This window comes from Paenibacillus sp. FSL H7-0350, assembly GCF_038593195.1.
Classification (GTDB): Bacteria; Bacillota; Bacilli; order Paenibacillales; family Paenibacillaceae; genus Paenibacillus_AQ.
Genome location: NZ_CP151972.1, coordinates 7,467,861 through 7,482,102 on the forward strand (window position 1 = coordinate 7,467,861; position 14,242 = coordinate 7,482,102).

Genomic DNA, 14,242 nt, shown 5'->3' on the forward strand with positions numbered 1-14,242 from the left:
TGCTGATGAGCGAATGGACACTACTGGATAGTACCCGGGCATCCCGCAACTCTGGGTCTTCCCGCCCAGCTCTGCCGCTACGCGTTCGCCTTGCGGTTATACCGGAAGTACTAATATTTCCTGTATAGCTTCTTTTTTACAAATAATTAGTTTATCATTGCTTCATTCCAAAGATTAGGAGGATTTACTATGCGTCGAGTAATAAAACATATAAGCCGGTTGTGTGCGGGGCTTATGCTGCTGGGTACTGTATTTTACGCGGGAGTGGGGCGGGTACTGGCTTCGCCTGTCGGGAGTGAACAGGTTATCAGGACAGAGGTTGCGGCTCCGGCTGCTGTGGACGTCAGTTCTTCCATTGCAGTGCTGGGCAGCCCGTTCAAGAAAGCGGCTTATGCGCGTAATGTCTGGGACATGCAGCTTTTTGGCGGCAAAATCTATCTGGGCCACGGCAACAGCAGCAACAATGCGCCTTCGCCCAATGCGGGGCCGGTTCCAATCTATTACTGGGATCTTGCCCAGAATAAATTCTCTGTCCAGGATGTTACGTATACGAACCCGGCGACAGGCAAGGTGACTACCAATGTCTATGTCATGGATGAGCAGATCGATACCTTCAAGGTGCTGAACGGAGAGCTGTATATTCCCGGGCATGACTCCAGAGTACCGGGGTGGGCTTACGGGAATTTTTACCGGCTGAACGGGGATCACTGGGATCAATACATGAACATTCCCGGAGGTATTCATGTGTACGACATGGCTTACTACAAAGGCAAGCTGTACGCAGCACTGGGCGCTAACGAAGGGCCTTTGATTTACGTGTCTTCGAACAAGGGAGCAACCTGGACCCGCCTCGGCTCGGTCTCCCAGTACGGTATTATGCGTGCGTACAATCTGTTCGAGCTGGGCGATACACTGTATGCTTCCTCAGCCACGGCAGGGAAGACCCAGGGAATTGCCAATGAGAAAGGGTATATGACCTCCATCAAGCAGAGCACAAGCGGGGGGATTCAGACGTCCAAGCTGACTTTTACCAGTACCCAGTTGTTCCCAGGGATCAGCTTCGTTACCAAACCCGGTGAAGTGAATGTTCCCGGTGTCAGCGGACAGCCTTGGCTGAAGCTCCTGCGCACGACCCCTGTGAACGACCGGCTGCTCTATATTGCAGGGGTGATCTATAACGATCATCAATCGATCCCGCAGGGACTGTTCTCGGCCGGAGCTAACTTCCAGAATGTGCGCAAGGAACGGTTGCCTGACTCTGCTGTAGTGCCAATGGATATTCTGGAGCGCGGGGAGACGGTATATGTGCTCGGTTACGTGAAGGAAGCTCCAGGACAATATACGAATGCTGTTTACCGCAAAAATACTGCCAGCTTCGCAGCCAGCGGGGAAGGCTGGAGCGAAGTCTTCCGCTTCAGCCGGGATACGTTCGCCCGTTCTTTCGAGGAACAGAATGGCGATTTCTATTTCGGACTGGGGAGTTATGCGGATGTCATTCCGGCTTCCACCGGCACGATTCTGAAGCTGAGCGCCGGGGCTTATTAAAGGCTACTCCCCAATAATCGCAATATTCGTGTTGATCCATTGGGCAGTATCTACCCCCTTGGCCTGTAAAAGCAGCGTGTTGATGATATCCTCGCCCCAGTTCTGCTCGTTCTGTGAGATGACCCGGGTAATCTGGCCGTTATCCAGCGCCTGCTGCAAGGCAGGGGTCAGGCCGAGGGCAAGGTTATAACGCTTTAGCCCCTTGGCCTTCCAGACCAGGACAGAGCTGGTGCCGGAGACAAAATCCAGATTGACCAGCGCGCTGAAATGGGGATGGTCCGAGATCATCTGCTCCAGCTGCCCGGCAGCCCGCTCCTCACTGCCATCATTGTGGCGGATCTCCAGTACATCAATGTCCGTATGCTTAGTCAGGTAGGTCTCAAGTCCAAGCAGGCGTTCCCGGGTGCTCTGCATCCGGGACATCCCGGACTCCACCAGAATCATTCCTTTACCGCTTAGCAGACGTTCTACCGTCTGTCCCATCACTGCACCGGTTGCCCGGTTATCCGCCCCGATATAGGCTGCTCTCCGGCTGGCAGGCGAATCCGATTCGAAGCAGACCACGGGAATCCCTTGGGCGGCCGCTTTGTTAATCATGGCGGTTAGCGCCTGCGAATCCACCGGAGCAATCGCAATGCCGTCTACCCCCCGCTTAATCATCATCTCCATGATGCGGATCTGCTGCTCCAGATTGGCTTCATCGGGAGCTTGCACCAGCAGTTCCACATTATGCTTCTTGGCAACCGCTTCCGCTTTTTCGGTGATCATCTCGTAAGTGGCATTCACCATAGGGTAGATAATGCCGAAAGTCAGCGGAGGTTCTTCACCTGCACTTAACGGAGAATCTCCCGCTGTCTTCTCGGGAGTATCCGCTGCTCCGGCGGACTGTAGGCAACCGCCAAGCAGGAAGCCTGCCGTCAGCAGCAGAAGAACCACAGACCATCCCCGAAGCCTGTTTACGCTCACGCATTTCCCGCCCCTCTTGGGATCGTGTGCAGCTGCTCCCCGGTATTTCCCTGCCTGCGGAATTCCATGGGCGTCATCCCCGTTACTTTTTTGAACAGGTTGGAGAAATAATGCTGATCGTTATAGCCGACCAGATAGGCGATTTCAAAGGTTTTGTGCCCCGTGGATTTCAACAGCTCCTTGGCCCGGTCCATACGTGTAGCCGTCAGGAATTCCGTGATGGTCTGCCCGGTAGCCTGACTGAAGGTCTTGCTCAGATGGCTGGGACTGACCCTGACCACCTTAGAAATGTCATTCAGGGAGAGCTGCTCCTTGTCGTATTGCTCACGGATATATTCCTTCACCCGGTCAATCAGCTCACGGTGCTTGTCTGCTCCTTCGGAACGCCATTCCCATAGCCGCTCGTATAACTGCTTGAGATACTGAAGGCCATCCTCACTACTGGAGATTTGCTTCAGCGGTGTCTGCAATTCCTGGAGTATGCCGGCGTGGCCCGCAGCTGCGCGGAACCCGTTCTTCGCCGTCTGGACCAGCTCCAGGGTGATATCGTTCATCAGGTAACAGGCATATCCTGAGCTCCAGTTCATTTGTTCAAGCTCCTTGGACAGCTCCAGCAGGAAGCCGGACATCTGCCTGTGGTCGCCCGACTTCAGGAACTGGACCAGCCGGCTTCTGTCGAGCAGAACCCCATGGGCGCTAGGGTCATAATACGCCTCAAGCATGGCGGCGGAATGCATTCTGGACATCTGCTTGAACATGCGGTCATTCTCAGCCTCCAGATAGGAGAGGTGAATGCCCTGCAGACGTTCGCAGACCTTGCCCCGGCTGACGGACAGCTCCAGCCCGCAGCCTACCCTCAGCCGCTGCTTCGCAGCCGCGCACAGGTCATCCAGAGTCTGGTTCATCTGGGCCGGATCACTGCCTTTATAGATCAGGACCGTCTCCGTGCGGCTGCGCTTGTAGATGAAGCTGTCGGCCGCCTCCTTGAGCAGGCCTGCTAACATTGCCTCTGCATCCGGCGAAGCGGGGGGAGGCTCTGGAGAATCCTCCATATTCTGCGGCTGCAGAGTAAATACAGCGGCGGCGTAGTATGGAGCTGTTAACTGCAGCTCAAGCTGGGCCGCCGCTTCGTAAGCGGCAGCGGTGCTGATCAGGCCTCCGCACAGATCCGCGAACAGATTCTCGGGGGTGTAGGCATATTTGTGCCTGATCCTTAGTTCCTCATCAATCCGGGCGCTGACGCTACGCAGGAGCTGTAGCAGGTCGGCAGCGCTGAACGGCTTCAGGCAGTAGTCCTCCACCCCCAGACGCAGCGCCTTCTGGGCATACTGGAAGTCATCATGACCGCTTAGAATGATGATTTTGATCTGCGGGAATTTCTGGCGGACGACAGAGGTAAGCTCCAGGCCGTTCATGAACGGCATTTTGATATCGGTAATCAGAATGTCGGGCAGCTGCGCTTCAATGATAGGGAGCGCCAGCTCCCCGTCGGGAGCGTCACCGCAATAGAGGAAGCCTTCTTTCTCCCAATCGATGCATTCCCGGATATTCTCGCGGATCAGGATCTCGTCATCCACCAGCATAATCTTCTTCATCACTAGACCCCCCTGTTCTTGGGTATGCGAACCGTAATCTGTGTGCCATAGCCTTCCGAGCTGTCCAGACGGATACCATATTCGGGCCCAAAATACAGCCGCAGCCGCTGATGCACATTCTGCAGGCCGAAGCCGCCCTGACCGGTGTCCTCGGGTTCCTCCGACTGGATGGGATGCTCGACCGATTCCCGCAGCGCCGTAAGCCGCTCGTCGGGAATGCCGATGCCATTATCCGAGACCGTAAGCATAATGGTGCCGCCGTCGGTGTAGCCGCCTATGCGGATTAGCCCCATGCCCCGCTTATTCTTAATTCCGTGATACAGGGCGTTCTCAACCAGCGGCTGCAGAGTCATATTCAGTATCGGATACTCCTGCAGCTCCTCCGCCACCTCCACCTTGAACTCCAGGATGTCGTGGTAGCGCATCTGCTGGATAATCAGATAGCTCTGCACATGGGCAAGCTCAGAGCGGATCTGTACCCAGTCGCGCCCGTTGTTGAGGCTAAGCCGGAAGAACGCGGATAACGCCTTCACCAGCCGGATCACACCATCGTGATTCCCCGCTTCTGCCATCCAGACAATAGAATCCAGCGTGTTATACAGAAAATGAGGGTTAATCTGCGCCTGAAGCGTCCGCAGCTCTGCCTTTTGCAGCTGCTGCTGCTTACGGATGCTCTGGGCCAGTAGCTCTTTGATCTGCTCGACCATAATGTTGAAGCTCTGCCCGAGATCGGCGATCTCATCGGTGCCGTCCGGCTTGACTTTGGCCTCCAGATAGCCACTTGCGGTCAGGCGCATCTTGTGCTGGAGCAGCTGGATGGGCCGGGTTAGCCGCCGGGTCAGCAGATAATGGAGTGTGATCGCAAAAATAATGCTTAAGCCCACGCTGATAATAATCAGCTGCCTGATCCGGTTCGCCTCGGCCACAATCTCCTGCAGCGGGGCTATGCCGATAATCGTCCAGCCTGTCGCAAGCGACGAGGTATGGACGATGAACCGGGGCGGTCCGCCCGTCTGAAGCACGAAGCTGCCGCTTCTGCCCCGTTCCCCCGCAGGGATCAGATTGTCCTGAATAACGGACAGCTCTCCCGCCCGCACAGGAGGAACATAGAGGGGATTGTTCTGCTCATCCAGCAGGTAGAAGAATCCGGTAGTGCCGATCGTCACCTTGTCGCAGAACTCTTTAATGAAGGAATCATTCAGATCCACTATGATATAGCCGATGACTTCATGCGTAATCCGCTGCTTGACCGCCTTCATAATCGAGATCACGCCCTCATTCCCGTAGGTGAAGCCGTCTACCCGGTCATAGCCGGTGATCAGCGGCGGGGGCACCCGGAGGATCAGCTCCGGATTCTGGGATAATGCCTGAAAATGCGGATTGCGCAGCGGGTTGCTGGCGGACTGGAAGATTCCCCGGCGTTCGCTGATGCCTTTGCCGTACAGATTAATGAGACTGATGTTGAGGACATTCTCATACTTGTAGGTGTCCCGGTAGAGGGTGAAGGTCTGCAGAATGTCCTTGGCCTCCTGATAGGTCTCCGACTGCGAGAACAGAAAGTGGATGACCTGTGGATTATTGCTAAGCTCCAGCAAACGCTCGGTATCCTTGAACAGGTTGTCCATATTCGTTCCCAGCATATCGGCCTGAAGCATGCTTGAAGCCTTGCTGTGACTGGAGATGGATTGGTAGGATTTCTGGTAGGAAATAAGGCCGACGGCAATCAGCGGTATGGTGGACAGCACTATGAACAAAGCCAGCAGTTTGGCTCTAAGACTGGAGGAGATCCAGCGTGTAATCCGCATTATCGGGAATTCCCTTTCACAAGTAGAGTAGATGCCGTTCCTAGCTCTATTTTATAACAAATATTGGAATACCGAAACAGAAAAGAAAGCGCAAACAAAATATCCACCTTTTGAATAAAAAAGTACACCAAAATACCTATTCGGAGGGAATAAACCCAAAATTAGAAAGCAAACGCCAAAGACTGCCCGTATAATGCCCTTTTGTAAGCGTTCTATAATGAGCACAACACCGGAACATGGTGAACGTCAAGGGGGAGGAATAAGGAGATATGAAGAAGCTTGGAAAAGTGGGGGCTGTGCTTGCCCTGACCCTGTCCATGACCCTGCTGGGGGCATGCAGCAGCAATAACGGCGGGAACACGGCGGCGGATGCGGGCAAGACTGACAGTGCAGCAACGAAGGCGCCGGCGGCCAATGCCACCAAGGAGGCCAAGGACATTACGCTCGGCTTCTCGCAGGTCGGGGCGGAGAGCGGCTGGCGCAGCGCGAATACGAAGTCGATTCAGGATTCAGCCAAGGAAGCGGGCTACACGCTGAAATTCTCGGATGCCCAGCAGAAGCAGGAGAATCAGATCAAGGCACTGCGTTCTTTTATCCAGCAAAAGGTTGATGTCATCTCCTTCTCTCCGGTAGTGGAATCCGGCTGGGATACGGTTCTGAAGGAGGCGAAAGCGGCGGGCATTCCGGTTGTTCTGACAGACCGTGCGGTAGATTCCAAGGATACCTCACTGTATGTTACCTTCCTGGGCTCCGATTTCGTGGAAGAAGGACGCAAGGCAGGGAAGTGGCTGAGCGAGCAGTATAAGGATGCTTCCGAGGACGTTAATATTGTAGAGCTGCAGGGAACTACAGGCTCTGCTCCGGCCAATGACCGGATGGCAGGCTTCGCCGAGACTATTAAGGATAACCCGCACCTCAAGGTCATTGCTTCACAGACCGGCGACTTCACCCGCGCCAAGGGCAAAGAAGTCATGCAGGCCTTCCTGAAGGCCAATAAGAAAATTGATGTGCTGTATGCCCATAACGACGATATGGCGCTGGGGGCTATTCAAGCGATTGAAGCAGCAGGCCTCAAGCCGGGCCAGGATATTAAGATTATCTCTGTCGATGCCGTGAAGGACGGAATGCAGGCTGCCAGTGAAGGGAAAATCAACTTCATCGTCGAGTGCAACCCGCTGCTTGGACCTCAGCTGATGCAGGTGGTGAAGGATGTGGTGGATGGCAAGCAGGTAGAAGCGCGGATCGTGACCGAGGAGACCACCTTCACTTCCGAGCAGGCCAAGGAAGCATTGCCTAGCCGCCAGTATTAATCAGCAAGCCAAAAGAAACCTTGCTCCGGCGGTCCTTGAACCGCCGGAGCGGTTGTCTATGGAGAATAAGGAGTGGATATAGCCTTGAGCACACAGCAGCCCATACTGCAAATGACCCGGATACATAAACGGTTTCCGGGGGTGAAAGCCCTGACAGATGTGAGTCTGCGCCTGTTCCCCGGCGAGGTGCATGCCTTGATGGGCGAGAATGGCGCCGGTAAATCCACCTTGATCAAGGTGTTGACCGGCGTCTATTCGATTGATGAAGGCCTTGTGGAGATGGAGGGCACAGCCATCTCCATGCGCAGCCCGCAGGAGTCACAGGCTGCGGGCATCAGCACCGTGTATCAGGAGGTGAATCTGTGCCCCAACCTGACGGTCGCCGAGAATATCTTCATCGGCCGGGAGCCGCGGCGGTTCGGCTGTATCCAGTGGAAGCAGATGAACCTGCGGGCAGCGGAGCTGCTTCGGGAACGGATGAATCTGCACATCGACGTCACCCTTCCCTTGCAGAGCTACTCTGTTGCAGTTCAGCAATTGGTTGCCATAGCCAGAGCGCTGAATATCTCGGCGAAGGTGCTGATTCTGGATGAGCCGACCTCAAGCCTGGATCAGAACGAAGTGGATCAGCTGTTCCGCATTATGAGGAAGCTTCAGCAGGAGGGGCTGTCGATCCTGTTTGTGACGCATTTTCTGGACCAGATGTATGAAATCTCCGACCGGGTCACCATTCTGCGCGGCGGCGAGCTGGTCGGTGAATACATGGCGAACGAGCTGAGCCGACTGGATCTCGTACTCAAGATGATCGGCAAGGAGCTTCATCTGCTGGATGAGCTGCCAACGCTTGCGGCACAGGACAAGAACAGCCTGGGCGATGAGCTGCTGAGGGCGGAAGGGCTGGGCCGCCGGGGCGGAATCGAGCCGTTCGATCTGGCGATCCGCAAGGGAGAGGTCGTCGGACTGGCCGGACTGCTGGGTTCCGGGCGGACGGAGGCGGCCCGCCTGTTGTTCGGTGCCGACAAGCCGGATTCCGGGCAAGTGATCCTGCCGTCATCCGGCGGCGGGGTGCACTCTCCCCGGGAAGCCATAGGACGGCGGATCGCTTTCTGCTCGGAGAACCGCAAGACCGAGGGGATCATCGGCGATCTGACGGTAAGAGAGAACATTATTCTGGCGCTCCAGGCCAAGGATGGAATGTTCAAGACGATCCCGCGTGGGCGGCAGGAGGAGCTGGCTGGAGAATACATCCGCATGCTGAATATCAACCCTCCCAGCCCGGACCATCTGATCAAGAACCTCAGCGGCGGCAATCAGCAGAAGGTGCTTCTGGCCCGCTGGCTGCTGACGGAGCCGGAGCTGTTCATCCTCGATGAGCCGACGCGGGGGATTGACATCGGAGCCAAAGCAGAGATTCAGAAGCTGGTGCTGACGCTCTCCCGGCAGGGAATGTCGTTCCTGTTCATCTCCTCGGAGCTGGAGGAGGTGCTGCGGGTCAGCGACCGGATCGCCATTCTGCGCGACCGCCGCAAGGTGAAGGAAATTTCAGAGAAGGACATGAGCCAGCAGCAGATTATGCAGGCGATTGCGGGAGGCTGAACCAATTATGAGCGTAGTAATGAAGCATCATTTATTCTGGCCGCTGTGCGTACTGGCTGCACTGCTGCTGTTCAACCTGTGTTATTCGCCGGATTTCTTCTCCATCACCGTCCATGACGGGCATTTATACGGCAGCTTGATCGACATACTGAACTTCGGTGCGCCGCTGATCCTGGTAGCTATCGGGATGACGCTGGTAGTGGCTACCAAGGGGATCGACCTGTCGGTCGGTTCCATAGTAGCCATCTCGGGCGCTATCGCCTGCCTGAGCATCAGCAGAGGAGCGGACCAGAACAGTATGGGGCTGATCCTGACCTCGGTGCTGCTGGCCGCAGGCCTGTCCCTGATGCTGGGGGCCTGGAACGGACTGCTGGTCTCCATGGCCGGAATTCAGCCGATTATAGCCACACTGATTCTGATGGTAGCGGGAAGGGGGATCGCCCAGCTTATTACCGGCGGACAGATTATTACAGTAACCAGCACCAAGTATGCGTATATCGGGTCCGGTTCACTGGCTGCGCTGCCCTTCTCTATTTTTGTCGTAGCGCTGGTTCTGGGGATCGCCCTGCTACTTACCCGGCGGACGGCCCTCGGCCTGTTCATCGAATCGGTGGGCTGTAATCCGGCAGCCAGCAAGATGTCCGGCATCCGTGCCCACTTAGTCATACTGGCCGTCTATGTGTTCTGCGGCTTATGCGCCGGAATCGCCGGCCTGCTGCTCAGCTCGAATGTCTCCAGCGCTGACGGCAACAATGCCGGTCTCTGGTATGAGCTGGACGCTATTCTGGCCGTGGTCATCGGCGGGACGTCGCTGAACGGCGGCCGCTTCTATCTGACCGGCACCGTGATCGGAGCGCTGATTATCCAGACGCTGACCACCACCATCTATATGATCGGTGTGCCGCCGGAGATTACGCTGGTTGTTAAGGCCTGTGTCGTCCTGGCCGTCTGCCTGATCCAGTCGGACACCTTCCGCGCCGCGGTTGCCGCCCGCTGGAAGTCGCGGCATTACCCCGCTGAGAAGGAGATGAGCCGTCATGCCTCTTAACCGTAAGTATATTCCAATAGTAGTCACCATTCTGCTGTTCATCGTCATGTTCACCGCTGGCTCTTTCCGTTACACAGGCTTCTTCTCCCTTCAGGTGCTGATGAATCTGCTGGTGGACAATGCCTTTCTGCTAATCACGGCGGTGGGCATGTCCTTCGTCATCCTATCAGGCGGCATCGATCTGTCGGTCGGCTCGGTGATTGCCTTATCCACAATGGTCTCGGCAAGCCTCGTGCAGCAGCAGGGCTGGCCGCCCGCCGTTGTTATCCCGCTTGTACTCCTGATGGGTGCCGTATTCGGTACGGTCATGGGCGCGATTATCCATTATTTCGCCATCCAGCCATTCATCGTCACACTGGCAGGAATGTTCCTGGCCCGGGGCTTATGCTATGTCATCAGCATCGATACCATTACCATTGATAACGCCTTCTACACCGCCATGGCCCAGACGCGGATTCCCCTGCCGGGCGGCAGCTTCCTCTCCATCAGCGCTGTTATCGCTATACTAGTCGTAGCAGCCGCTATCTTCACGGCTCACTATACCCGGTTCGGGCGCAATGTGTATGCCCTTGGGGGCAGTGAGCAATCGGCGCTGCTGATGGGGCTGCCCGTGGCGAGAACCAAGGTGCTGGTCTATACGCTTAGCGGACTATGCTCAGCGCTGGCAGGCGTGGTGTTCACCTTTTATATGCTGTCGGGGTACGGGCTGCATGCCGTCGGCTTCGAGCTGGATACGATTGCGGCGGTCGTCATTGGTGGCACGCTGCTGACCGGAGGGGTCGGATATGTGCTGGGTACCTTTTTCGGGGTACTGATTCAGGGTGTGATTCAGACGATTATCAGCTTCGAGGGCACGCTTAGCTCCTGGTGGACGAAGATCGTCATCGGCCTGCTGCTGTTCATCTTCATCCTGCTGCAGCGGGTGCTAAGCTCCAGGCGGCTGACCTTAAAAGAATAAGCACTACGCATGGAGAGACAATTTATACTTGTCTCTCCATTTTTTTGAAATATAATAATGTATAGGTTTCACGCTAGACATTATCGTTCTATTTCTCACCGAAACGGTACCGTCCTTTAAAAGGATGACAAAGCCGTTTCCACTTGCTATATAATTGTAATCGCTATCATACAGAAGGGGGAATCTGCTTGCGAACAGTAAAAGAGTGCCTGGTGCTGCTGTGCATCGTCCTGACACTAATGCTGCTGGGCGGTTGCACGGGTGGCGGGAATAACGGCGGGCCACAGGCGCTGCCTATGCAGGGGCCATCTCCTGCGGCACTTACAGGCCTGCTGCCCTCCGCAGCAGAGATTGCCGCAAACAAGCCAGTAGTGCTCGGCTTCTCCCAGCTCGGATCGGAGAGCACCTGGCGGGAAGCGAACACCGCATCGATCCGCGAAGCTGCCGGGGAGGCGGGGATTACGCTGCTGCTGAAGAACGCTGAGCAGGATCAGCAGAAGCAGTTCGAGGCCATCCGTTCTTTTATCCGCAGCGGGGTCGATGTGATTGCCATTGCGCCTGTGGTGCAGACCGGCTGGGAGCCGATTCTGTTGGAGATTAAGCAGGCCGGAATTCCTGTGATCATCCTGGACCGTTCAGTGAATGTACCGGACAGCTCGCTCTATGTCACGTTCATCGGCTCTGACTTCTATGAAGAAGGAGTGAAGGCGGCTAAGTATGTGAGAGACAAGATGCGTCATCACAACGGGGAGATCCGCATTGCAGAGTTGCAGGGAACCGTAGGTTCAACGCCGTCCATCGACCGCGGGCGCGGGTTCCGCAAGATGCTTGCCGATCAGCCGAACCTGCAGATTACCCTCAGTGCTCCGGCAGATTTCACGCGCAGCGGCGGTCATGAGGTGATGAAGACCTTTCTGCAGCAGCCAAAGGAGCAGTGGCCTCAGGTGCTTTATTCTCATAATGACGATATGGCAATTGGCGCGGTGGAGGCTATTAAGGAGGCCGGACTTGTGCCGGGAGAGGATATTATTATTGTGTCGGTGGACGGCACGCGGCGGGCATTCGAGCAGATGGTGGCGGGCAGCATCAACGCTGTGGTCGAATGTAATCCGCTGCTAGGGCCGCTGCTGATGCAAGCCGTGAAGGAGATTATGGCCGGCCGGACTCTGCCGAAGCGGATGGTGACCCCGGAGGATATATATACCCGGGAGCTGGCCGCTATGGAGATCAACAACCGCAAATATTAAGACATAAAAACCAAAAAATTTCAACTTTTCAAACAAAAATCTACATTGTTCATTGGGCAGAAGTATATTAAGATGAACTCGAATAACAAATATTAGTAGATTCATTCAAGTAATTCAATAGGAGGGGAGGATTGTGAGCTTCCGGCATAAGTAACGCATCCGATTGAAAGGGTTTACAAAAAATGTAATGGAGGAGAATGCCGATGTTCAAAAAGCTCTCGGTGCTTGCGATGACCTTTGTTCTGCTGCTGGGCTGTCTGCCTATGCTGTCTGCTCAGGCGGCAGGAAATGCCACAGCCAAACAGCCGGGAAATTCCAATCCGCTGATGGACCACAAGCTGGGTGCCGATCCCTTCGCATTGACGTATAACGGAAGAGTCTATATCTATATGTCGAGTGATGCCTATGTCTATAACAGCAACGGAACAGTGAAGGATAATGATTTCAGTGCACTGAACAAAATCAATGTCATCTCTTCGGCAGATATGGTGAACTGGACAGACCATGGTGCCATCCCGGTAGCCGGAGCCAATAATGTCAATGGTTCTGCGGGCATTGCCAAATGGGCCTCGCTCTCCTGGGCGCCTTCAGCAGCCGTGAAGAAAATCAACGGACAGGATAAATTCTTCCTGTACTTCGCCAACGGCGCGTCAGGCATCGGGGTACTGACAGCCAACTCTCCGGTTGGCCCGTGGTCCGATCCGCTGGGCAAAGCACTGGTGACAGGCAATACACCGGGAATGTCCGGGGTAACTTGGCTGTTTGACCCGGCGGTACTGGTCGATGACGACGGCAGCGGCTATCTATATGCGGGCGGGGGCATCCCCAACACTTCGGACCCGGCATCTGTTGCCAGTCCCAAGACAGCCCGTGTGCTGAGACTCGGTGCGGATATGACAAGCATTGTTGGAAGCGCATCCACAATTGATGCTCCCTATATGTTCGAGGATTCGGGCATCCATAAGTACGGCGGCAAATATTATTACTCGTATTGCTTCAACTTCTCCGGCACGCACCCGGCTGCCTATCCGGCAGGTGAAATCGGGTATATGGTCAGCAACAGTCCGATGGGACCTTTTACGTACACCGGACATTTCCTGAAGAATCCTTACACCTTCTTCGGGGTAGGCGGCAACAACCACCATGCGGTATTTAACTTCAATAACGGGTGGTACGTAGTCTATCACGCCCAGACTGTGGCGAAGGCTGTCCTTGGTGACGGCAAAGGCTACCGTTCTCCGCATATCAACAAGCTGGTCCATAATGCGAACGGAACCATCCAGGAGGTTCAGGGAGACATGGCGGGCATCGCCCAGATTGCCAATCTGAATCCGTACACCCGGGTGGAAGCCGAGACGATCGGCTGGAATGCAGGCATTACAACGGAACGTACGCAGGCTGCGGGCGGTCCTGCCAGCAATATGAATGTGACCAATATTAACAATGGAGACTGGGTTGCCGTGGGCAATGCCGATTTCGGCTCCGGCGCTTCCAGCTTCAAGGCGAATGTGGCTTCCGCCACAGGCGGCGGTAAAATCGAAATCCGGCTCGACAGCGCAACCGGCCCGTTGGTCGGCACGCTGAATGTTCCTAATACAGGAGGAGCGCAGTCCTGGCAGGAGGTACAGACTACGGTCAGCAATGCGGTAGGGGTGCACAGACTCTATCTGGTCTTCACCGGATCAGGCTCCGGTAATCTGTTCAACTTCGATTACTGGCAGTTCTCTACGGGCGGCGATGGCGGCACGACACCTCCTCCGGTAAGCAAGGTGGAAGCGGAGGACATGACGCTCAGCGGAACCTATGCGGGGAAGATTACTTCTCCTTTTAGCGGAGTGGCACTGTACGGAAATGATGACGCTGCTGCGTTCAATCAGTATTATGCCTATGGCACGCACAATTTCTCAGTGCGGGGGGCTTCTAACAATTCCTCTGCGGCGCGGGTGGATCTGCTGATCGGCGGAGTGAACGTTGGCTCCTTCAATTTCAGCGGAACAACCCCCTCGGTACAGACGTTGACCAATGTGGCCCATGCCACCGGCAATCAGGAGGTCAAGCTGGTCGTTACCACGGATAATGGAAGCTGGGATGCCTATGTGGATTATATTGAATGGAACCAGTGACGAGGGAAGCATACGGAAGGAGGGATGCTATGGCAAGTAGAAACGGCTT

10 protein-coding genes are annotated in these 14,242 nt (G+C 55.4%); 7 read left to right on the plus strand and 3 right to left on the minus strand.

Annotation, left to right across the window (positions count from 1 at the left end; translation table 11 throughout):
• Nucleotides 1-189 precede the first annotated feature (189 nt).
• A complete protein-coding gene (locus NYE24_RS33255) occupies nucleotides 190-1,545 on the plus strand; it encodes a hypothetical protein (protein WP_342477690.1) in 1,356 nt (451 codons plus the stop codon).
• Nucleotides 1,546-1,548: 3 nt separating this feature from the next.
• Here NYE24_RS33255 and NYE24_RS33260 read toward each other — a convergent pair whose 3' ends face one another.
• The 3 genes from NYE24_RS33260 to NYE24_RS33270 are packed head-to-tail and all read right to left on the minus strand — an operon-like array spanning nucleotide 1,549 to nucleotide 5,911.
• Nucleotides 1,549-2,511 (minus strand): substrate-binding domain-containing protein, encoded by a 963-nt coding sequence (locus NYE24_RS33260; RefSeq protein ID WP_063829021.1) that lies wholly within the window; start codon nucleotides 2,509-2,511, stop codon nucleotides 1,549-1,551.
• On the minus strand, nucleotides 2,508-4,106 hold the full coding sequence (locus NYE24_RS33265) for a response regulator (protein WP_342477691.1): 1,599 nt from the start codon (nucleotides 4,104-4,106) through the stop codon (nucleotides 2,508-2,510). Before NYE24_RS33265 ends, NYE24_RS33260 begins: the two co-directional genes overlap by 4 nt.
• A gap of 2 nt (nucleotides 4,107-4,108) precedes the next feature.
• Entirely contained in the window at nucleotides 4,109-5,911 is a 1,803-nt protein-coding gene (locus NYE24_RS33270) for a sensor histidine kinase (protein WP_342477692.1), read from the minus strand.
• A 269-nt stretch (nucleotides 5,912-6,180) separates the two neighbouring features.
• On the opposite strand from NYE24_RS33270, the gene NYE24_RS33275 reads away from it, so the two are divergent.
• The 6 genes from NYE24_RS33275 (at nucleotide 6,181) to NYE24_RS33300 (ending at nucleotide 14,193) form a co-directional block, all read left to right on the plus strand.
• Nucleotides 6,181-7,221, plus strand: a complete 1,041-nt coding sequence (locus tag NYE24_RS33275) for an ABC transporter substrate-binding protein (protein WP_036695202.1) — start codon at nucleotides 6,181-6,183, stop codon at nucleotides 7,219-7,221.
• A 72-nt stretch (nucleotides 7,222-7,293) separates the two neighbouring features.
• On the plus strand, nucleotides 7,294-8,817 hold the full coding sequence (locus tag NYE24_RS33280) for a sugar ABC transporter ATP-binding protein (protein WP_305954380.1): 1,524 nt from the start codon (nucleotides 7,294-7,296) through the stop codon (nucleotides 8,815-8,817).
• Nucleotides 8,818-8,824: 7 nt separating this feature from the next.
• Nucleotides 8,825-9,865 carry an ABC transporter permease gene (locus NYE24_RS33285; RefSeq protein WP_235218436.1) on the plus strand — a complete coding sequence of 347 codons (1,041 nt, stop codon included), beginning with the start codon at nucleotides 8,825-8,827 and terminating at the stop codon, nucleotides 9,863-9,865.
• Complete coding sequence (gene yjfF / locus NYE24_RS33290; RefSeq protein ID WP_036695201.1) at nucleotides 9,855-10,823, plus strand: galactofuranose ABC transporter, permease protein YjfF; 969 nt, start codon at nucleotides 9,855-9,857, stop codon at nucleotides 10,821-10,823. The genes NYE24_RS33285 and yjfF overlap by 11 nt, the downstream gene beginning before the upstream one ends.
• 188 nt (nucleotides 10,824-11,011) lie before the next feature.
• Nucleotides 11,012-12,070, plus strand: a complete 1,059-nt coding sequence (locus NYE24_RS33295) for an ABC transporter substrate-binding protein (protein ID WP_235218435.1) — start codon at nucleotides 11,012-11,014, stop codon at nucleotides 12,068-12,070.
• Between the two features lie 203 nt (nucleotides 12,071-12,273).
• Nucleotides 12,274-14,193, plus strand: coding sequence for a carbohydrate-binding protein (locus tag NYE24_RS33300; RefSeq protein ID WP_036695200.1), 1,920 nt, complete (start codon nucleotides 12,274-12,276; stop codon nucleotides 14,191-14,193).
• The last annotated feature ends 49 nt before the right edge of the window (nucleotides 14,194-14,242 follow it).